Source organism: Candidatus Margulisiibacteriota bacterium (assembly GCA_018822365.1).
Classification (GTDB): domain Bacteria; phylum Margulisbacteria; class WOR-1; order O2-12-FULL-45-9; family XYB2-FULL-48-7; genus XYB2-FULL-45-9.
On sequence record JAHJKL010000033.1, the window covers coordinates 19,333 to 39,833 of the forward strand.

Here is a 20,501-nt window from a genome sequence, read left to right on the forward strand (position 1 = left end):
ATGCCAACCAATTTATTATTACTGATCACCGTCGCGACCTTCTTCCGGCTGGTGCTGGGGATCCTCTTCCCTCTGACCGCCGACGAATCGTATTACTGGCTCTGGTCAAAGCACCTGGCTCTTTCCTATGTCGACCACCCTCCCATGATCGCCCTGGTCAATTATCTGATGACCCTCGGCCAGGCCAATCTATTAACCCTTCGATTTGGCGCCGCTCTTATCAGTTTAGGGATCGCTCTGCTAATTTATTTTATCTCTCTTGATGCGTTCAACCGGAAGGTCGCCTTTTGGGCAACCGTCCTGTTCCTCATCCTCCCTCATTATCTGGTGATCTGGCTGACCCAGTTCGTTGAGCTCCCCCTGGCCCTTTTCTGGTCCCTGGCCCTTTGGCTCATGGTTAAAATTGTTAAAACCCAGCAAAAATATTACTGGTATCTCCTGGGGATCGTCGTTGGACTTGGGACTTTGAGCAAATATACTATGTTCCTCTTCTGGCCATGTCTGATCATCTTTTTTCTGATCTCGCCGGCTAACCGCTTCTGGCTAAAAAGAAAACAACCTTACCTCTGCCTCGGCCTAAGCCTTGGCCTTTTCTCCCCGGTCCTCGTCTGGAACAGCCGGCTGGCCTGGGTTTCTTTTGTTTTCCACGGAGCTAAAGCCGGCAGCGCCGCCTGGGGGAGCAGCCTGCTCCCTTTTATCGGCGATCAGTTGGTCCACTTTACCCCTTTCCTGATCTTTACCCTGATCCCGGTCTTTGCCTATTCATTAAAAAGAAACGACCTCTCCCGTTTGTTATTCGCCTTTTCTTTTCCGGTCCTTTTTGTCTTTCTGCTCTTATCTCTCAAGGTCAAGGTCTGGGCCCATTGGCCGTCGATCGGCTACCTGGCCGCCCTGCCGCTAACCGTTGCTTATCTCGACGAAAACGGCAAATCCCTGAAAAGATTTATCCTCTGGATCGCTCTTTTTACCTCGCTCATCCTGGTCATTCTTTTTTGGGTCTCGCCCGGGGTCCTGCTCCACCAGAAAGATTACGCCCGAAATCGCGAGCTGTCAGCTCTTTTCCCCAAAGAGAAGATCTTCGCCCGGACCAATGTCTCCGCCTCACTACTGGAGTTTTACACCGGCCGGCAAACTTATATGGCGACCGGCTTCCTCAAGCCGGGTCCGCTCTGGGGTGAAAAACAATACGAGCTTTGGGGGATCCCGAACCTTACGCAAGCGGAATCGGTCATCTACTATGGGGAAGACACCAAAGAGTTCCGAAGGGCGGCCATGCAGAATTTCACCAGTGTCGCCTTGCTGGCAGATATTAAAATGAACCTGATCGAAGATTATATTGCCGATAATTATCATTTTTTCCGCCTGGCCGGGTTCAAAGGAACGGGCCACCCCTGACCCCCCCCCTGAAATCCAGCCGTTTTTTTGACGATATATAACCGTGATGGAAAATGAAGATTGAAGTCAGGAACGCTCCTTCAGAATTGTGCCGTAAAGTTTTTACAGCGGCAGCCGGTGAACTACGCCGGTTCCGGCCCAACCAGTTTTACACTGACTCGACCGATGCCATCGCTCAACTGCATGGCTATGTTAACTTTGAGGAATTTAAACGTGGGCATGATTTCCGTCGGGCGGCAATTAAAGAATTTTTAGCCCAGGGGGCAAAAGGCAACGACCGGCTCGCGTTGTTACAAGCGTTGATCGATTCACATCTCTTTTCACCCTTGAATTACAAGATATACCAGCAGAATCTTGTCCCGGTTGAAACAGCCAGAAGGATCATTTTCCAGGATATCCAGCCGACCGGCATCCAGCTCGCCAGCAATTATGGCGTTTATCCTCTTTTCTTAAAGGAACAAGCGGGTCTTTCCCGCTTTTTTGGGATAGATATTGACAAGGCCGCTGTCGCTTACGCCCAAACAATTGGAGCGCCGGTCATCGAAGCCGACACCCGCCAGCTTCCCTTTTTTCCACACTCACTCGATTTAGTTATTAGCTCCCATTTTTTGGATAGCAGCTATTTTGGCCTTGTTCTGGCAGTTAAAAACAATAATTGGGGCGAAGATTTTATTAAAATGCGGCTAGCCGTAATGAGTGAAGTTTATCGGGTCCTGCGTCCAGGCGGCTGGTTTGTAACCCAAACCGAAGTCACATCATTAAATGATCTGATCTGTTCCTGGCCGGGAACGATCGCCCAAATAATGACGTTTGATTTTGGACCGATAAAATTTGATAATCTCTTCGCGGTCCAGAAAGGCTAACCCCAGACCCCGGCAATGGGGTGCTGGCAGACCGGACAAACTCCGGTTCCGCTGACCAGGTCGGTCATAGTCCTGAATTCCGACCTGATAATTAGCGGCTTGCCGCATTGGGGACAATGGGTCTCTTCTCCGCCGGGGATCGGCACATTGCCGGCATAGACGTATTTTAATCCCAGGCTTCTACCGATCTCCCTGGCTTTACTCAAGGTCACCGCCGGGGTCGGCGGCTGATCCAGCATTTTATAAACCGGATAAAAACCAGTAACATGCCAGGGGGTCTCTTCCCCCAACTCCAGCTTGATGAAACTGGCTATGTCAGTCAACTCTTCCACCGAATCGTTTAATTCTGGGATAATCAGAGTTGTTACCTCAACCCAGATTTTCAACTTTTTCAAAAGCTTTAGGGTTTCCAGCACCGGCTTAAGCTGTCCACCGCAGATTTTTCGGTAATAATCGTCGCGGAATGATTTCAGATCAACATTAGCCGCGTCAAGGTAAGGGGCGATCATTTCCAGCGGAGCCGGATTGATATATCCATTAGTGACAAAAATATTTTTCAACTTCTTCTCGCGCGCTAATTTGGCGCAATCAAAGGCATACTCGAAGAATATCGTCGGTTCGGTGTAAGTATAGGAGATGCTTAGAGCGCCGCTCTCCCGCGCGCTCGCGACCACCTGTTGGGAAGTAAGATCTAACCCGACGATCGCCTTTTTTTCCCGCGGCGTTTGAGAGATCCCAAAATTCTGGCAAAAATCGCAGCGGAAATTGCAGCCAACAGTAGCAATGGAATAAGTAGTTGATCCGGGAAGGAAATGGAACAGAGGTTTTTTCTCGATCGGGTCGATCTGCGTCGAGACCAGCTTGCCGTAGACCAGGGAAACCAACCGTCCCCCCTGGTTCTCCCTGACCCCGCAAATTCCTCTCTCCTTGTCGGAAATCAGGCAATTATGCGGACAAAGCTCGCAGCGGACTTTTTGGCCATCTAGCTCTTTATAGAATAAAGCCTCATGCATTATCAATCATCGCAGCCGCAATTGCCGCCGCAGCCGCCGCAGGACGGCTCTTCATGGGCCGACTCCAGCCCGAACGGTTCGTAGAGAATATTTTCAAAGGTGACGGTCCGCTCTTCCGAGCTTGCCATGGTCTTAAGCACCGCCGACCCTTTGGCCACTTCATCTTCACCGATAATATAAACATACTGCGCTTTGAGCCGGTCCGCCGCTTTCATCTGCGATTTAAGCGATTTACCAGCATAGTCCATATCGGCCGGGATCCCCATTTCGCGAGCTTTAAGCAGCAAATCAAAAGCAACTTTTCTCGCCGTCTCACCGATCGTCGCGATGTAAAGCAGCAGTCCCCGGGAATCGTGGCCGGCCAGCTTGGCCTGTTTCATAACCTCCACCAGCCGTTCCAGGCCGATCGCGAAGCCGATCGCCGGGGTTGGTTTCCCTCCCAGCTCTTCAACCAGTTTGTCGTAACGCCCGCCGCCGCAAACCGCGTTCTGCGCCCCGAGCTGGCTGGAGACCACTTCAAAAGCGGTCTTGGTGTAATAATCGAGCCCCCTGACCAGCCGGTCGTTCTGCTGGTATTTGACCTTGGCTAAATCCAAATGGGCCAGAAGTTTTTTGTAGTGGGTGTCGCATTCTTCGCAAAGATGATGGGTTGAGACGGGAGCGGAAGCAATGATCTTTTGACAGGCCGCTTCTTTGCAATCAAGGATCCGCATCGGGTTGGTCTCCAGCCTTTCCTGGCAATCGGCGCACATCCCGCCGATAATCGACCGGAAATAGTCCTGGACCGACTGCCGGTAGCCGGGCTGGCATTTGCCGCAACCAACCGAGTTGAGGTTGATCTGCAGATCGGCCAGGCCAAGCGAATTAAAAAGCCTGACCGCCATAATAATGACTTCGGCATCCAGCAATGGGTCGGCGGAGCCAAAAGCTTCAACTCCCGCCTGATGAAACTGCCGCTGTCGGCCCGCTTGCGGCCGTTCATACCTGAACATCGGTCCGATATAAAATAGTTTGGTTAAGTTATCGGGAGAAATAAGGTTGTTCTCCAGCCCGGCTCTGACCACTGCCGCGGTCGCTTCCGGCCGCAGGGTCAGGCTTCGCCCCTTCCGGTCGGCAAAAGTATACATCTCTTTTTTGACGATATCGGTGGTTTGGCCAATTGACCGGGAAAACAGTTCAGTCGCCTCAAAAACAGGAGTACGGATCTCCTGATAATTATTGAGAAAAAACATATCCCGGCAATTATCTTCGATATACTGCCAAAGACCGGCCTCTTCCGGCAAAATATCCTTGGTCCCTCTTGGTGCTGTGTATTTCATGATTTTATTATACCACGCCCCTAACCGCCGCCCATCATCCGGATGACCTCAACCGTATCCCCTTCGTTGATCAAAGTTTTTAATAGTTTTTCTCTTTTCAAGATCTTGCCGTTGAGCTCAACCGCGCAAACTTTTGGGGAGATCTTAAATTTCCCCAAAAGATCGGCTACCGTTGATCCGGCCGCAACACTCCACTCTTTTCCGTTGACGGTAATTTTCATTATCCTAAAACCCTTTCCCAGTCTTTCCAAACTGGTTCATAGCCGGCAAGTTTAAGAGACCGCCCCACTTCACGCGGTGTTCTGGCATCGGCTATCTCAAACTGCTTGCCGTTTTTTTTCGCCAGCGCGTACCCTCCCGGCGAGGTCTTTGATCCGGCGCTCATTTGGGTAATGCCAAAACGGAAGATCTGGTCGCGGAACGCGGCCCGCTCCCTGGTCGACAGGGTAAACCCGATCTCCGGAAAAAGGAGCCGCAGGGCGCAGACCAGTCTAAGAAAGTCATCATCGCTAACCGGGTATTTGACCCGATAGTTGGTTTCGGCCGGATTGATCCTGGGGAAACTGACCTGAAACTGGGTCTGCCAGTGATTTTTGAGGAGGGATTGAAGATGCTCCGCCAGGCGGACCGCTTCATACCGCCAATCATAGAGACCAAGCAAAAAGCCCAGCCCAACCTTGCGCATACCAGCCCTCGCTCCTCTGGCCGGAGCTTCAAGCCGCCAGCCAAAATCCCGCTTGGGGCCATCCGGATGGACCGCCTGATAGGTCGGCCGATGGTAAGTTTCCTGATAAATAGCCAGGCCATCGACCCCGGCTTTGATCAGCTCACTATACCCCTCCTCCATCAGAGGATAGATCTCAACCGAAAGAGAAGCAAACATTTTTTTCAATTCCACGACCGCTTCTTTAATGTAGCTGACCGGCACTTTCGCCGGATCTTCGCCGGTCAGGATCAAAATGTGCTGAAAACCTTCTTTTCGCAAATATTCCGCTTCCCTGACCGCCTGATCAACCGTCAGGGTTGACCGTTTGATCCCGGAACGCCGGTTAAACCCGCAATAGACGCAGCTGTTGACGCATTCATTGGAAAGATAGAGGGGAGCGTAAAGCTGGATGGTCCGGCCAAAATGTTTTAAAGTCTCTTGATGGGCGGCCGCCTTTAACTCTGACAATTCCATCTCACCGTTAATGATCTTTTTAAAGGAATGGAGATTCATTTTTGCGACGGGCTCGAGGCTCTGGCGATCCTGCTGCCGGCAATGATCCCGGCAAGATACCCTTTTCGTCCGGCTTGAACTCCCAATTTGAACGCTTCCGCCATCGCAACTGGATCGTCTGCCGCGGCAATTGCCGTGTTGACCAGGACCGCGTCCGCCCCCATTTCCAACGCTTCGGCCGCATCGGCCGGACTTCCCAAGCCGGCATCAACCACTACCGGAACATTGGCCTGCTCAATTATTATAGCCAGACTCTCCCTGGTCTTGATCCCCTGGGCAGAGCCAATGGGAGACCCTAACGGCATAACTGTCGCGCAGCCGGCCTCGGCCAGCCGTTTGGCCAGGACCGGATCAGCATTAATATATGGAAGAACAGTAAACCCCTCTTTTACCAAAATTTCCGCCGCCTTGAGCGTTTCGATCGGATCAGGCAGCAGGAACCTTGGATCAGGCGTTACCTCAAGTTTGACCCAGGCGGGGAGACCAAAGGAACGGGCCAATCGAGCTAAACGGACCGCTTCATCAGCTGTTCTTGCCCCGGATGTGTTGGGGAGGATCAAATACTTTTTTGGGTTGATATATCCAAGAATATGGTCGTCCGGGTCATTTAGGTCAACCCGGCGGAGGGCGACCGTTACGATCTCCGCCTCCGAAGCCTCAATTGCTTTTTTCATCACTTTAGGTGACGAAAACTTACCGGTCCCAAGCAATAACCGGGAATTGAACTTTTTCTTGGCAATAGCGAGGAAATCCTTCATATTTCAAGTATACAAGAAATTGCGCGCGACCGCAATTTAGGCTAAAATGTTGTTTCATGCCACGAAATTATTATATTTCCGCGCGATTATTTCCGCGGTTAAATATCGTTTTGATCTTTATCCTTATTACGTGGATATTCCCTCCCCCCGGCTTCGCTCTTGATCTCAATACTCTCTGGCAACTCCCTTCCCCAGAAGCAGCTCCCAGGATCGCTCGCACTTATATTCAAGATGGGGTAAAAGTAAGCGAGGTCTATTACCCCAGCCGCCCTTACAAAGGGAAAACGGCTATTATTTTTGGTTATTATTGCGTTCCACTGTACGTCAAAGAAAAACAACCGGCGATATTGATCTCTCACGGCGGAGGAGGGAGCGCCAGCCTGCAGACCGGTCTCCGCTGGGCCAGGTATGGCTACGCCAATCTGGTCATTGATCTGCCTGGAAAAGGAAAACAACGGGAAGCCTCCCGCTCCACCGGCCCCGACATGGACGTTGAGAACCTGCTCTATACCGGAAAAGATTTGGAGAATAATTATCTCATTCATTCGGTCGCGGCGATCCGGAACGGCATCTCTTTTTTAGCCGGACAACCGGAAGTCGATCCGGAACGGATCGGGATGATCGGCCTTTCCTGGGGAGGGGTCAATGCGCTTCTGACCAATGGGCAGGAACCAAAATTAAAAGCGGTCGTCAATGTTTTTGGCGCAGGATTTATCCCCGAAGGGTGCACCTGGATGGACCAATTTACCAAAAAATCACCAGAAGAGATGGGGCGCTGGCATAAATACATCGACCCAAGCCGTTTCCTGGCAACCCAAAACGCTCCAATTCTGTTTATTACTGGAACAAACGATCATTGTTACTATCTCCCTACTTTTCAAAAAAGTTACCTTAAAATTAATGGGGAAAAGCAGCTTTGCCTGGTACCTAACCTGCGGCATCAATTTTATCCCAGGGATGAAAAGGTCGCCCTTGCCTGGCTAAACAGTAAGCTAAAGAATACCGGGACTTTTCCCGAAGTGACCATCTTGCCTTTCTTTGAAGAAAAAAAACCATATTTGATGATCTCCAACAAATTGACCATGAAAGAGCCCAAATTGCAGCGCGCTCCTGACTATTTAACTATTCCGGTCATGACCGACAGCAGAGCCGACATCAACAACCTGGTATTATATTATTCCGCGGGCGGGCCAAACCAATGGACAATAAAAAAATGGCATAGCTTAAAAGCCAATTACGGTAAAAATGGTTATTTCTTCAAGATCCCCCACCGCCTGATCGACCCGGAAATACTTTTTTTCACCTCCATAACCGATCTCGACGGCCGGACCTCTTCATCCCTGGCCCGCTCGCTATTTAAAATGACCCTGGAAAATGGGGAGCAAACTTATGCTGTTTCGCCCCCGCTTACCAGGACTTTTAAGCATGATCTCCCCATGACCTTGCTCAATGGAGAAAAAATAAGATCAAACAGTTATCTGGTCTATTCGCCAAAAACAAAGAGTTACCTGCTTTTCAGCAAAAAGATGAGGCGGGCGGAAAGATCGTTATTTAGAAAATGGCTCAGTACGCTCAAAATCTGGCAAATAGGCCTGCTGGCTCGTTAATTCCTGCGCGAAAATATTTCTCAGCCCAAGCTTTTCGGCATACGCCAGGACCGGCGTGTACTCCTCAATAGTAAGCGTCCGGGAAAGCTCTGGAAATTGGGAGGCCAAATGCCTGGGAGAATATTGGGCCATCAGACTGACCTGGATCTCCGGGGAAAGCGAGGCTAAATAACCAAGGACCCGCCGACTGCCGGAAATCCCGTTTGGCAAGACCAGATGACGGACGACCAACCCTTGGGGCCCCACCTGGCGGAACATTTCAAAGATCGCCGCTTTCGCGGTCTCAAAGTAATTCGGCGCGCCGGAATATTTCAGGGCGGCTTCGTCATCGCCATATTTAAAATCTGGAAGATAGATGTCGACCATGCCAGTGAGCGCTTCGAGGAGCTCCAGGCTATCGTAGCCGCTGGAGTTCCAGACTATTGGGAGTTTTAATCCTTGAGCGCGGGCTTGCTTTATCGCTTCAATGATCTGCGGGCCGTAATGGGTGGGAGAAACAAGATTAATGTTGTGTGCCCTTTGCGCCTGCAATTCCAACATAATTTCAACCAGTCCCGTCTCCCGTATCCCCGTGTCCCGTATACCCGTACTTATCTGATAATTCTGGCAAAAAACACAGCGCAGACTGCAGCGGGCAAAAAAGATGGTCCCTGACCCTTGAGTCCCGGAAATGATCGGCTCTTCACCATGATGGAGGCAATAAGAGGCGATTTCGATATCGGCGCCGGCCCGACAAAGACATCTCTCACCTGCTAAGCGATTCACTCCGCAGCGGTGGCCGCAGAGCCGGCAGTTCCTTATTTCTTCTGTCTGGCCGACCAAACCATACCGCCAACCGCCACCGCCAGTAAAATAAGAAGCAGCCAAATATTATGGGCGATCATTGAAACAATAATAGTAACCGCTGAAAGGATCAAAGCTGCCGGGAAAGTTGCCAGCCCGGAAACAAAACGGCCGGCGGTCCCTAAAAATGGTACGACTTTAAGCAAAGTATTGAGCGGCCCAAAGAACAAAAAGAGGCCAAACCACATCATCAGGAAGCCAATGAGCCTGACGGCCCAAAGAGCAGCTTTATGCTCGCCTTTCATTTTGGCCATGGCCTGTTCGCGGCTCCCGGCGATCGCCCGGAAAATGGTCCGCTCACCATCATAAACGTAAGGGACCAGGCTCGCCCCTTCGATCTGGCCAAAAACCGTGACATTTATATTACTGGGTATTATTGTGTAACTAAGACGAATATCCCCGATCCGCGGATCGGCGGTCGACCCCTGGCCGATAAACTGGGTATTACCCAGCAGATAGCCGCGCAAGAGCATCTCCGGCAATAACCTGAGCTCTTTACCGTCCGGCAGCTTCATTTCGCCAGGATCAAGATTATAGGCCCCGATCCTGGCCGAGCGGACAGTTAACTTGTCGCTATTCAGCGTCAGTGGCGGGTTTTGGTGGCCTTCTGGATACTTGAACCTGGTCGAATCGCCGGGAGAAGCGGTCCATTTCTTTTCGTACGCGTAGGTTGTTTTTGTTTCGCTCCCGCCGCCAAGCTTGTCTTCGGTCTTGCTGCTTTTATTCTCGACCCAGGCAAACATCTCGACTTTTCTCGCCAGCTGTAAATAATAGCCGGCCGAAAGGTAGCCCGGATCGCCGACTTTTTCAGTCGTCGTCAATGTTCCGGTCAGGGAAACGAATTTGCCGTTGTTGGCCGGATCAACTTTGACCGCCGCTACCGGCAGACTTGTCTTAACAACCTTAGAAAGGTCAACCGACCCTTCGTTGGTCCAAAGGACCCAAAAAGAAGCAAGAAACAGAATTATTCCCAATCCCACCCCAACAAATGAATCAAGCAGATTGCGCCCCCAGTTTTTGCTCGTCACTTCCGCAAATTGATCAGCCATGGTTTGCCTCCTGTTTCTCCGTCTGGACCAAACAAATTATAGGCGATAGTTATCGGACAATCAACGCTGTTGGGTTAAAATATATTTGGAAAAATCCTGGTAGCCAACGGTCCGGTCAACAAACCTCATCAGGTCAAAATTGACCCCGCCATAAAGATTGTGAGGATTACTCTCTCCGGCAGAAGAGATCCGTTCCCACCCAAAATAAAGACCAAGAGGTAAGCCGTCAAATATCCCCCGGTCCCAGCGGGCATCGAACCCAACCCCCCCACCGCGCAATTGCCGCCCCTCTCCGGCAATCACCCTCTCTCCGGACGGGACAAGGCCAAAATGCAAATTAAGTTTTTCCGGCAAATAGACGGAGCGCCCGTCGCCAAACGTGATAAAGCCGTCCCCGCTTAACCGGAACCGCCCGTCTCTTTGATCATCCATGGTTTTTGTATAGCTCCACTCGCCACTCGCTCTGACAGTTAAAGCTTTACCCGGAATATAGCTCAGAGAAAACCGTCCATCTGTCATAAAAGACGATCGCTCATAATAATACGGCAGATTATAAACCGACCCGCTGGTCGCGTATTTTGCCTGGCCGGCCGATTCCAGCTTGAATCCCCAGTAAGAAATATTGATATACCCCTGGGCCTGGCAACCGTCGATCACCTCCCCGCTAAAGAACGAACAATCCCCCCGACCGGAAAACTCAACGTATTCACTCTTAATTGCTCCGGTTTTACCGATCAATTGCGGGTTAAATCCCAATATCAATGGAACGCTGCTGCTATTTTCCTGAACGGAAACACCGAGCGAAGCGGTTGGCCGCACAACATCATGCAGAACAGGTGACAATTGATATGGAACCTGTCGGACAATAGTCCGGTCCTGAATAATGACTATTGTCACATCATTTAAGCCGGCTATGTGAGTGCCAGCCGCATCCAAAGCCACGATATTAAGCCGGAACGGGCCCGCTACTCGATCGGGAAACAAAGCGGCGAACTTGATCGGATCCAGGGTAATCGGTATCGATATTCGTCGATTATTGTCAAAAATCATTTCCTGACTTACAATGATCGGCTCAATGGCGTTAACGCCGGTCGCCGGCACGGTCAAGCGGATGATTTTTACCGATCCGACATTATCACCGACCACATGTAATGTTTGGCTCTGGTTGTTGGCCAAAAGTGTCGTTGGTGAAACGATCAGGCCAAGTGACAAAGAATCATTGACCAGCGTCAATGGCCAAATCTCTTCGCGATTACCATACTCCACTATCATTGACGCTTGATAGCTCCTCGATCCAACGATCCTTTTAGGATCAACCCGTAAAGCAATTGTAACTCTTTTTTTATCGGCCGAGATTTGATCTGGTGTTATGTTTATCGGATCGATTAGGTCAACGCGGTCGTTCGGCGTAACTACCCTGATTCGAGTGACAGAGCCCATGTCTTCCCCTACTATTGAAACCAATTGCGATCGATCATTAACGGCAATTGTCGCTGGTATGACAAAGGTTGTTAGTGGCGGCCGGCGGTCATCGATCACCGTAAAAGGGTAACTGGTTTCCGGGGTTCCATCAGAGTAAGCTACAACAATTGAAAAGTTGTATCTTTTTCCATGTCCCCCTGCCAAAACAACCGGCCCGTGGCTTACCAGCTGGTCAGGGTCAAGCTGCAAGCTGAAAGAGCGCATTTGCCGGTCAGGCGTTTCAACTGAAGCTAAGTTTGCAACCAAGTTATTGTTCTGATCGACCAGTCGAACAACGCTGATTTTATCTGCCTTCTCTCCAGTCAGTAAAACATTTATCGGTTGGTTGTTCGCGACTGTTGATTCGGGGAAGACCCTGCTGGGGAGAGGTGATGGGGCCGGCTGGTTTCGGTCAATAACCTCAAAAATGTCATTTTTTTCGATCGACGATTGATTCTTTCTAATAATTCTAAGCTTATATATTCCAAGCGACACATTTTGATCTAGAACAACCGTTAATGTTATCTTTTTGCGGCCATTCCATGAAGGGTCGCGGAAAAAGCCTTCAACATTAAGACGACTTCCGCTCTGATTTGTCAATTCGATCCGCTCAATCTGATTACTATATGGCAAATAATCTCCAATAATAGTCAAAGTAATCCTGTTTAGCTGGTTTGGTTTTCTGATATATGCTGGACTAACCGCATAAACATCTGGTGGTCTCGGGGGAGTGGTGGTTGGAGGAACTGGCGTGCCCGGCGTACAGTTTCCCGGTCCATTTTGGGCCAGATATTGGCTGCTCCTTTCTTCGCTTAATTCCCTAATAAGGCCAGTTAACTCCGCTGATATGAAATACAAATCTTCCGCGACCTGGTCTTGTTTCTCCACCCTTCCTTTATTAAGGACAAAAGGCTCACGATTATTCGACCAGTTTTGATCCACTCCTAAAGAAATCGGATTGACTGCCATTACTATTTAATCTCCTTTAACTATTGATATAACCTTATAACCTATCAAACAAATCAAAGAAAAATTTCAGGCTTTTCTTGACCTTTATCGGTTTAAACCTTTATACTTTAAAGATCATGCGCCAACAGACCAAAGCCTTATTAGATAAGGATAATCACTGTCTCTGGCATCCTTTCACCCAAATGAAAGATTGGCTGGCAAACGACCAGCTGATCATTGAAAAAGGGGACGGCGTATATCTCTGGGATACCGAAGGGAAGAAATACATCGACGGCTGCTCTTCCCTCTGGGTCACCGTCCATGGCCACAACAACAAAGCCCTTAACCAGGCGATCAAAAAACAGCTCGATAAAGTCGCCCACTCCACCCTCCTCGGCCTGGCCAATGTCCCGGCAATCGAATTGGCAAAGCAATTGGTCAAGATCACGCCAAAGGGGTTAAATAAAGTCTTCTATTCAGATAGCGGCTCAACCGCGGTCGAGATCGCCCTGAAGATCGCTTTTCAATATTGGCAGCAAAGGAAGGGACACGGAATACGGGGGACGGGGGACGGGACACGGAAAACTCATAAAACAAAATTCCTCACCTTAACCAACGCCTATCATGGAGATACAATAGGTTCAGTTAGCGTTGGCGGCATCAACCTCTTCCACAAAATCTACAAACCACTCCTCTTTAAATCGATCAAAGTTACGCCGGGAAACGTTGCCGAGCTAGAAAAACTCCTTAAAGCCAAACACCAGGAAATCGCGGCAATGATCGTCGAGCCGCTTGTCCAGGCGGCTGCCGGGATACTGTTGCAGCCCAAAGGATATCTTAAAGCGGTCCGCAGGCTCTGCTCCAAATACGGCATTCTGCTGATAGTCGACGAAGTGGCGACCGGTTTCGGCCGGACCGGCAAGATGTTCGCCTGCGAACACGAAGGGGTCAGCCCTGACCTGATGTGCGTCGCCAAAGGGATCACCGGCGGTTATCTTCCCCTGGCGGCCACTTTAACAACCGATCAGATCTATAACGCATTTCTTGGACACTTTGAAGAGAACAAGACCTTTTTCCACGGCCACACTTATACCGGGAATCCGCTCGCCTGCGCCGCCGCCCTCGCCTCGCTCAACCTGTTTAAAAAAGAAAAAGTCCTGGCGAACGTTAAGCAAATTTCCGCTTTGCTGGCTAAAGAGCTCCCCAGGTTTAATCAATTAGCACACGTTGGTGATATCCGCCAATGCGGGACTATGGTTGGGATTGAGTTGTTTGCTGATAAAAAGAGGAAAATCGCTTATTCCGCGAAAACCAGACTGGGGCACCAGGTCATTTTAGAGGCTCGCAAACGGGGAGCAATCCTTAGGCCGCTCGGCGACGTCATCGTCCTAATGCCCCCATTGAGCATCACCCAAAAAGAACTCAAAGAACTTCTCGCTATCACCCATGATTCAATTAAAGCCACGACTGAAAAGTAAAAAGGGAAACCGCGACGCCTGCCCGCCTATGGCGGGATATTGTCGCAGGTTTCCCTTTATATAAGACTACGCTCTTAGATATTAAAGCTCTGCGAAAAACCACCCTGGATATAGGCATTGGACGAAGTCACCGAGGTCGACTTGCTGGCATCCGGGAAAATGATCCGGTATTCAACCCCGGCGGTCATCCCGGCCAGAGCGAATTTAACCCCCACTTCCCCCTGATAGCCGGTCGTTGAACTGGTCGAACCACCGGCGCTTACCGAGTTATAGCTCAAACCGGCGCCGGCATATGGGGTAACCATATCGCTAAAGGTCTGGTGGTAGATCAGGTCAACGGAGATCGGCATATAAGTGGTAGAAACCCCTCCAACATCGTAGCTGGTCGTATCAACCGCTCCGCGGACCGATAGATTTTCGGTAATGCCATAATCGGCGCTCACCCCATACATCATCGACGTCGAACCGCCGCCATTATTGAACATCCCGGCCCGACCGGAGACATTGACCGTCCCGGCAAAAGAAACGGAAACCAGTAATCCCAGTGCTAATGCGGCAACAAATACTTTTTTCATTTTTTACTCCTTATTAATATATTTACAAAGGAAGTTTAACATACGCGCCGATGCTTGGCAAAACGGTCCAATTCGGGTCAGCGTTGGCGGTTGTATCGTAATTGATCAGAGTAAAAGAGGCGCCAACAGTAACATTGTCGTTGATCGCCTGTTCCAGCGCGTATTGCAGGTTCAGGTCATAAGCCAGATCGGCATTGACCGCGACTTTTTTGGCAGTGATCCCTACCCCCCAGTTTCCCCAGAAATAATCGACATAAGCCGAGTAGGTGGAACCGGATGGACCGGAACCGCCGGTCGCGCTAAAGTCGATCGCTCTTCCATCCCCGAGATCAAGCCCTACCCCTCCCCCCAGGGCGCCCCAGGTGGTGTTAGCATAAAGATATGGCGAAACAGCGTAAACTTGAGCGGCAGCCAACATAGCAAAGAGAAAAATAATAATTTTTTTCATTTAACTGCTCCTTTATTACTTTTAAAAAGACGGACACTCCCCCAGAACAGGGCGAGGATGATCACCACCCCAACGATCCCCGCAGTTGAATAATTTAATAGCGCGGTCCGTTCCACCCCCTTGTTGGCAAAGTTGTATGATCCCGCCACATAATCAAGACCATCAGGATGAGTTGAAGCGAAAAAAGAGGCAAGAACAACAATGGCAATAGAGAGGAGAAAGAGGTTTCTCATCCTTCCTCCTTCAACATAGAGCGGAACGATCCGACCAAAGCCAGGGAGATCAACGCTTCGGCGATCCCGATCACCGCGTGGACTTTGACCATCGCTGGAATTACCATAGCAAAAGGAACAGTTCCGGAAATTCCCAGTTCCAACGAGCAAGCCAGGGCGGCTAGAACAACCGATGACCAGGCGGCCAGAGCGATCGCCCCCCACTCCGGCATAATCTTCTTGAGCAAATAATATATATAATAGCCAATGATCGAACCGATAGCCGCCATGTTGATAATGTTGGCCCCGACGGCGATCAACCCGCCGTCCGCAAAAAAGAACATTTGGACCGCCAGGACGGCCGCGATGACGAGCGAGCCGGCAAACGGGCCCAACACCACCGCCGCGAACACCCCACCGATCAGGTGGCCGGAAGTCCCGCCGCTGATCGGGAAGTTAAACATCTGCGCGGCAAAGATCAGCGCCGCGACCATCCCCATCTTATAGATCGTCCGTTCCCCTTCACCGGTCAGCATTTGCCGCGTTCTACCCAGGATTTGGCCCCCTTTTTTGCCAGCGGTAGCCAAAACAGCCGCCGGAACCAAAGCGGTCACCGCCGCCCGGACTTTTGCCAGGCTGTAGCCAAGGACCAGCGCCGCCCCGCCTAACAGGCCGGCCGATACTTTCGGATCAAGGAATCCGTCTGGAATATGCATTTCTACCGTTTATGATAGCCCACGTATTACGACTTGTCCACACCGCTCCCCCCCTATATAATGTGATCATGCGATTATCGGTTATTATTGGAACATATAACCAGAAAGAGGTTTTGCGGCAAACCCTCGAATCCCTTTTTCGCCAGACCCTCGCTTCCGATCAATATGAGATCCAGCTGGTCGACAGCTCCTCGACCGACGGGACCGACCAGATGGTTCAGGAACTCCATCCCCCCTGCCGCTTCAATTACCAGCGGGTGGAGAACAAAGGGAAAACTTTTGCCCGCAACCTGGGGATCAAGGCGGCAACCGGCGAGATCGTTTTCCTGACCGACGCCGACATGGTCGCAAAAGAAACACTGCTAGAGGAGCACCTGAAGGCCCATCGGAAGAAAATGAACACTTCGTTTGAAGGTTTGACGATCAATCCGGACGGCAAGCCGTATATCAAGTCTTTTATTTTTCCCAACTCCCGGCTTAAGTGGTCATACTTTCTGACCGGCAACCTCTCTCTCCCCAAAAAGATCATCCTGGAAGCAGGGCTTTTTGACGAACGGTTCAAAGGTTACGGCTGGGAAGATATTGAGCTCGGCTACCGGCTCTCCCGGATGAAGGTCCCGCTCTATTACCTCCCCGGCGCGGTTAATTACCACCATCACCCGGTCAGCGACGCCGGGATGCTGGAGCGCAAGTTTGAAATGGGACGCTCCGCCGCCCTCTTTTACAAAAAGCATCCCAATCTAACGATTAAAATGTTCCTGGGGATAAACCCGCTGGCAATGGGGATTTACTCCCTGCTAAAGAGGAGCCCCAAGCTCCTGGCCCGGGTCAAATCACGCTACCTGCTGGAGGAGTATCAATACCGGCGGGGCTTAGAAGCCGGACTCCAGGAATTTCAGTAGACAACCCCACTCTTTTCATGTTATGATTATTAGCGATATGAAGGAAGGAATTCACCCAAAATATTTTGACACTAAAGCGACCTGCGCCTGTGGCGCGGTATTCGCTATTGGTTCGACCAGAGAAAACGTCACGGTCGACATGTGCTCCGCCTGCCATCCCCTCTTTACCGGCAAGCAGAAGCTGGTCGACGCCGAAGGACGCGTCCAGAAGTTCAAAAAGAAATTCGCCAATGTCGCCCCGCGCGTGAAGAAAGAGAAGAAAAAGAAAGTCGCCAAAGCGGCCGCCAAAAAAACTGCCGCCAAGAAACCCAAAAAAGCCGCCGCCCCCAAGGAAAAGTAACCGTCCCCTCCCGGACACCTCATGTTTTTAGACAAACTTGCCAACGTCGAAAAAAGGTTCATTGAGCTGGAAACTTCTCTTAGCCAGCCTGATATTATCAACGACCGCGAACTTTTCTCCAATTACGCCAAAGAATTAAGCTCACTTCGTGACGTGGTTGAAAAATACCGGGCCTACAAACAGGCGGAACATGAGATCGTCGAAGCCGAAGCGATGCTCAAAGACGAAGGAATGCGTGAAATAGCCGAAGAAGAGATCAAAGGTCTGGAGAAAAAAAAGTTAGCGCTCGTCTCCGACCTTGAGATCCTGCTGATCCCCAAAGACCCATTGGACGACAAGAACATTATCGTGGAGATCCGGGCCGGGACCGGCGGCGACGAAGCGGCCCTTTTTGCCGGCGACCTGCTCCGGATGTACCTGCGCTACGCCGAACGCAAAGGGTGGAAAACCGAGATCATTGACGCCAACGACACCGGGCTTGGCGGCTACAAAGAAGCGATCGTCAACATTATTGGCAAAGGGGCTTACAGCCGCTTAAAATATGAAGGGGGGATCCACCGGGTCCAGCGGGTCCCGAAAACTGAAGCAAGCGGCAGGATCCACACTTCTGCCGCGTCGGTCGCGATTTTGCCGGAAGTTGAAGATATGGACATCCACATTGACGAAAAAGACATCTCCTTTGAAGCGTTCCGGGCCGGCGGGGCCGGCGGCCAGAACGTCAACAAGGTCTCTTCCGCCGTCCGGGTCATCCATATCCCGACAGGCACCGTCGTCGAATGCCGGGAAGAGCGCTCCCAACTCCAAAACCGGGCCAAGGCGATGAAACTTCTCCGCGCCCGTATTTACGAGGTAGAAGAAGAAAAGCGGCGCAAGGAGCGGGAATCGAGCCGCCGGGTGATGGTCGGGAGCGGCGACCGCTCGGAAAAGATCAGGACCTATAATTTCCCGCAGAACCGGCTGACCGACCACCGGATCGGTTTTACCGTCCATCAGTTGGACCAGGTCTTAGACGGCAACCTGGACGAAATGATCGACGCCCTGGCGACCGCCGACCGGGCGGCCAAGCTCGCCAACGCGGCATGACAATCGCCGAGGCGCTCGCCTGGGGGATCGCCCAACTCGCTAATTTAGAAGATCCCCGGCTGGAAGCGGAAATTCTCTTAACTAACAACCTCCAACTGACAACTGCCAACATTATTGCTCATGGAACCCAGATTATTCCCCCAAATATTTTAGACAACTTTAAACATTCAATTGCTAGACGATTAGCTCATGAGCCGACCGCTTACATTGTCGGTTATCAGCCTTTTATGGGTTTAGATATTAAAGTCGACCAACGGGTATTGATCCCCCGTCCGGAAACGGAACTGTTAGTGGAGAAAATATTCACCTTGTTGCCTAATCACCTAATCCCCTATTCTCCTATCATCGCCGATATTGGGACAGGGAGCGGCTGTATCGCTATTAGCCTGGCTAAATCACTTCCTAAAGCCAAGATCATAGCTATTGATCTCTCAGTGGACGCGCTCGCCTTAGCAAAAGAAAATGCCGCCGCACATAACGCGCGAATCACTTTTCTTGAAGGGGATCTCCTCTCACCTTTAAAAGAAAAAGTCGAGCTGCTCGTCTCCAACCCTCCCTATATCCCAACCTCTGATCTGGCCGGGCTGGAACCCGACGTTAAAGATTGGGAACCAGTCAGCGCTCTTGATGGCGGCAACGATGGGTTAGATTATATTCGCCGTCTAATTAATGACGCCCCTGTTCATCTTAATCCTGGGGGAAAGTTAATATTTGAGTTTGGGTTTGGGCAAGCTGAAGCGATTAAAACTCTCTTTGCCGCAGATAACCGCTACTCACAAGTCGAGATCTTCAACGATTATGCGGGGATACCGAGGATTGCGAAGGCGGGTATCCGCTCGGAACCTGAGAATGAATTCTCGGTTCCTCGCAAATAAACAGCCAGTATTTACTATCAAATTGATATTTTTTAAGGATATCACAAATTGTGATATCCTCTCCTTTGAAATACCACAAAAATATCATTGTTTTTACCGAAAACGAAGTCGCAATCATTACGCGGGGATACCGAGGATAGTGAAGGCGGGTATTTAGTTTGTCCCCTGTACGTATTTAGCTTTATCGCTCTCTTTTATTGGGCTGTCCATTTTCTTTGTCTGGCCACAAAGAAAATGGACGAAAAGAAAAGGCCTAGCGCTTTTTGATTTTTCTCAAGGTAAGCAAAAAGCGCGCCCACTCTGAATTTATAAGAGGCACTTCAATAAATAAATAAAAGTAATTATCATAGGTTTTTTCGACCGGAAAAGATGGACATCTTTGTCCCCATTTGCCATGATGCATTTTATAGCCGTCTAACCTTCGATGGATTTATCATTTAGTATCATCAATCTTCAAAGGGCCCCATCAGGAATTTATATTATTTTATTAATTAGAGAAATGAGAAAAATCGAAATCCCACTCATGTTTACAGTCCTTACATTTCCCATGATCGTATCCAGCATAACAAACATCTTCAAAATCTGACCCAGTAATAATTTCTGGAATAATCTCGATGTTTTTACTTGCACATTTCGGACAAAGATTTCTTTTAACGACTTCAATATAATGCTTCTTAGCTATTTCCCACGGCAACATTTTTCTATAACCACTCCACCACCAAGTACAAATTATAGCAAAACCAGTCAAAACGAACGTAAGACCCAAATTAGCTATTGCCAACCAAGTTGCTAAATCCATAGCTACTATCCCCCTCCCCTCAAACAAGCCTAATTTCTTTGTTCAATTCGTCATTGATCTGATTATATCTATCTACTCCTAACGTAGAAATTGCGACGTTAATAATCGCCTTATAACTGTTGCTATGATCATCACATTTTTTTGATATTTTTTCTAATTCAATTGAGTTAAAGTTATTAATTAAATTCTTTTGGTATTGATTCAACAGCTCCTTCGCAATAAGTTTCCAATTTTTCATCATTTCTTTAATATTTTTTTCATCCATTGAGCCACTCCTTTATTTTTTTGTCTAGCAACCAACTTCAGCTCTTTTACTGCCCACATTTTACGCACAGTTAAGCGTAAAAGCAATCGAAGAAACCAACAAAAGATCATCCCAACCTTCAAAATGTATCGCAATACTCATAAACAACGATATCCTTCGTTACCGGCCGAAAGAACCACCTTGAAAGCAATATTACTTATATTTTGAATTGTCTCGTTTAAATTCAGCGTGTTCTGCGCATTTCGCTTACATTGAGAAAAATCGAAATGCGCGAGGCCTTTTCTTTTCGTCCATTTTCTTTGTGGCCAGACAAAGAAAATGGACAGCTCAATA

Annotated in this window: 23 protein-coding genes; 8 read left to right on the forward strand and 15 right to left on the reverse strand. The window is 49.7% G+C overall.

Annotated features, from left to right (window positions below):
- Both KKF06_02300 and KKF06_02305 read left to right on the forward strand, forming a co-directional pair.
- Positions 1–1,395, forward strand: a complete 1,395-nt coding sequence (locus KKF06_02300; GenBank protein ID MBU1616599.1) for a glycosyltransferase family 39 protein — start codon at positions 1–3, stop codon at positions 1,393–1,395.
- Positions 1,396–1,448: 53 nt separating this feature from the next.
- Positions 1,449–2,258, forward strand: a complete 810-nt coding sequence (locus tag KKF06_02305) for a class I SAM-dependent methyltransferase (protein MBU1616600.1) — start codon at positions 1,449–1,451, stop codon at positions 2,256–2,258.
- Here the strand turns inward: KKF06_02305 and amrS are convergent.
- The 5 genes from amrS to KKF06_02330 are packed head-to-tail and all read right to left on the reverse strand — an operon-like array spanning position 2,255 to position 6,567.
- Positions 2,255–3,271, reverse strand: a complete 1,017-nt coding sequence (gene amrS / locus KKF06_02310; protein MBU1616601.1) for an AmmeMemoRadiSam system radical SAM enzyme — start codon at positions 3,269–3,271, stop codon at positions 2,255–2,257. The genes KKF06_02305 and amrS overlap by 4 nt on opposite strands.
- Before the next feature lie 2 nt (positions 3,272–3,273).
- Positions 3,274–4,590 (reverse strand): histidine--tRNA ligase, encoded by a 1,317-nt coding sequence (gene hisS, locus KKF06_02315; protein ID MBU1616602.1) that lies wholly within the window; start codon positions 4,588–4,590, stop codon positions 3,274–3,276.
- A gap of 20 nt (positions 4,591–4,610) precedes the next feature.
- Positions 4,611–4,811 carry a sulfur carrier protein ThiS gene (gene thiS / locus KKF06_02320; GenBank protein ID MBU1616603.1) on the reverse strand — a complete coding sequence of 67 codons (201 nt, stop codon included), beginning with the start codon at positions 4,809–4,811 and terminating at the stop codon, positions 4,611–4,613.
- Positions 4,811–5,809, reverse strand: a complete 999-nt coding sequence (thiH, locus tag KKF06_02325; GenBank protein ID MBU1616604.1) for a 2-iminoacetate synthase ThiH — start codon at positions 5,807–5,809, stop codon at positions 4,811–4,813. Before thiH ends, thiS begins: the two co-directional genes overlap by 1 nt.
- Entirely contained in the window at positions 5,806–6,567 is a 762-nt protein-coding gene (locus KKF06_02330) for a thiazole synthase (protein MBU1616605.1), read from the reverse strand. The genes thiH and KKF06_02330 overlap by 4 nt, the downstream gene beginning before the upstream one ends.
- A 56-nt stretch (positions 6,568–6,623) precedes the next feature.
- On the opposite strand from KKF06_02330, the gene KKF06_02335 reads away from it, so the two are divergent.
- On the forward strand, positions 6,624–8,174 hold the full coding sequence (locus KKF06_02335) for an acetylxylan esterase (GenBank protein ID MBU1616606.1): 1,551 nt from the start codon (positions 6,624–6,626) through the stop codon (positions 8,172–8,174).
- Here the strand turns inward: KKF06_02335 and KKF06_02340 are convergent.
- The 3 genes from KKF06_02340 to KKF06_02350 are packed head-to-tail and all read right to left on the reverse strand — an operon-like array spanning position 8,115 to position 12,496.
- Positions 8,115–8,996 carry a radical SAM protein gene (locus tag KKF06_02340; protein MBU1616607.1) on the reverse strand — a complete coding sequence of 294 codons (882 nt, stop codon included), beginning with the start codon at positions 8,994–8,996 and terminating at the stop codon, positions 8,115–8,117. The genes KKF06_02335 and KKF06_02340 overlap by 60 nt on opposite strands.
- On the reverse strand, positions 8,972–10,066 hold the full coding sequence (locus KKF06_02345) for a TMEM43 family protein (GenBank protein MBU1616608.1): 1,095 nt from the start codon (positions 10,064–10,066) through the stop codon (positions 8,972–8,974). The genes KKF06_02340 and KKF06_02345 overlap by 25 nt, the downstream gene beginning before the upstream one ends.
- A 60-nt stretch (positions 10,067–10,126) precedes the next feature.
- Positions 10,127–12,496, reverse strand: a complete 2,370-nt coding sequence (locus KKF06_02350) for a hypothetical protein (protein MBU1616609.1) — start codon at positions 12,494–12,496, stop codon at positions 10,127–10,129.
- A 116-nt stretch (positions 12,497–12,612) separates the two neighbouring features.
- Here KKF06_02350 and bioA point away from each other — a divergent pair, with 116 nt between their 5' ends.
- Positions 12,613–13,953 carry an adenosylmethionine--8-amino-7-oxononanoate transaminase gene (gene bioA, locus KKF06_02355; GenBank protein ID MBU1616610.1) on the forward strand — a complete coding sequence of 447 codons (1,341 nt, stop codon included), beginning with the start codon at positions 12,613–12,615 and terminating at the stop codon, positions 13,951–13,953.
- A 74-nt stretch (positions 13,954–14,027) separates the two neighbouring features.
- Here bioA and KKF06_02360 read toward each other — a convergent pair whose 3' ends face one another.
- The 4 genes from KKF06_02360 to KKF06_02375 are packed head-to-tail and all read right to left on the reverse strand — an operon-like array spanning position 14,028 to position 15,904.
- On the reverse strand, positions 14,028–14,528 hold the full coding sequence (locus tag KKF06_02360; protein MBU1616611.1) for a porin family protein: 501 nt from the start codon (positions 14,526–14,528) through the stop codon (positions 14,028–14,030).
- A gap of 22 nt (positions 14,529–14,550) precedes the next feature.
- A complete protein-coding gene (locus KKF06_02365; GenBank protein MBU1616612.1) occupies positions 14,551–14,976 on the reverse strand; it encodes a hypothetical protein in 426 nt (141 codons plus the stop codon).
- Positions 14,973–15,209: a PDGLE domain-containing protein gene (locus KKF06_02370; protein MBU1616613.1), complete on the reverse strand. Its 237-nt coding sequence runs from the start codon at positions 15,207–15,209 to the stop codon at positions 14,973–14,975. The genes KKF06_02365 and KKF06_02370 overlap by 4 nt, the downstream gene beginning before the upstream one ends.
- The gene (locus tag KKF06_02375; GenBank protein ID MBU1616614.1) at positions 15,206–15,904 is read right to left on the reverse strand and encodes an energy-coupling factor ABC transporter permease; all 699 of its coding nucleotides are present in this window, start codon (positions 15,902–15,904) and stop codon (positions 15,206–15,208) included. Before KKF06_02375 ends, KKF06_02370 begins: the two co-directional genes overlap by 4 nt.
- 68 nt (positions 15,905–15,972) lie before the next feature.
- Here KKF06_02375 and KKF06_02380 point away from each other — a divergent pair, with 68 nt between their 5' ends.
- The 4 genes from KKF06_02380 to prmC are packed head-to-tail and all read left to right on the forward strand — an operon-like array spanning position 15,973 to position 19,104.
- Positions 15,973–16,806, forward strand: a complete 834-nt coding sequence (locus KKF06_02380; GenBank protein ID MBU1616615.1) for a glycosyltransferase family 2 protein — start codon at positions 15,973–15,975, stop codon at positions 16,804–16,806.
- A 37-nt stretch (positions 16,807–16,843) separates the two neighbouring features.
- Positions 16,844–17,146 carry a 50S ribosomal protein L31 gene (gene rpmE, locus KKF06_02385; GenBank protein ID MBU1616616.1) on the forward strand — a complete coding sequence of 101 codons (303 nt, stop codon included), beginning with the start codon at positions 16,844–16,846 and terminating at the stop codon, positions 17,144–17,146.
- Positions 17,147–17,167: 21 nt separating this feature from the next.
- On the forward strand, positions 17,168–18,229 hold the full coding sequence (prfA, locus tag KKF06_02390) for a peptide chain release factor 1 (GenBank protein MBU1616617.1): 1,062 nt from the start codon (positions 17,168–17,170) through the stop codon (positions 18,227–18,229).
- On the forward strand, positions 18,226–19,104 hold the full coding sequence (gene prmC, locus KKF06_02395; GenBank protein ID MBU1616618.1) for a peptide chain release factor N(5)-glutamine methyltransferase: 879 nt from the start codon (positions 18,226–18,228) through the stop codon (positions 19,102–19,104). Before prfA ends, prmC begins: the two co-directional genes overlap by 4 nt.
- Positions 19,105–19,591: 487 nt before the next feature.
- On the opposite strand, the gene KKF06_02400 is transcribed toward prmC, so the two are convergent.
- The 3 genes from KKF06_02400 to KKF06_02410 all read right to left on the reverse strand — a co-directional run.
- A complete protein-coding gene (locus tag KKF06_02400; protein ID MBU1616619.1) occupies positions 19,592–19,903 on the reverse strand; it encodes a hypothetical protein in 312 nt (103 codons plus the stop codon).
- A gap of 19 nt (positions 19,904–19,922) precedes the next feature.
- Positions 19,923–20,168: a hypothetical protein gene (locus KKF06_02405; GenBank protein MBU1616620.1), complete on the reverse strand. Its 246-nt coding sequence runs from the start codon at positions 20,166–20,168 to the stop codon at positions 19,923–19,925.
- A 137-nt stretch (positions 20,169–20,305) separates the two neighbouring features.
- Positions 20,306–20,501, reverse strand: a 196-nt coding sequence (locus tag KKF06_02410; GenBank protein MBU1616621.1) for a hypothetical protein, incomplete at its 5' end; no start/stop codon positions are given.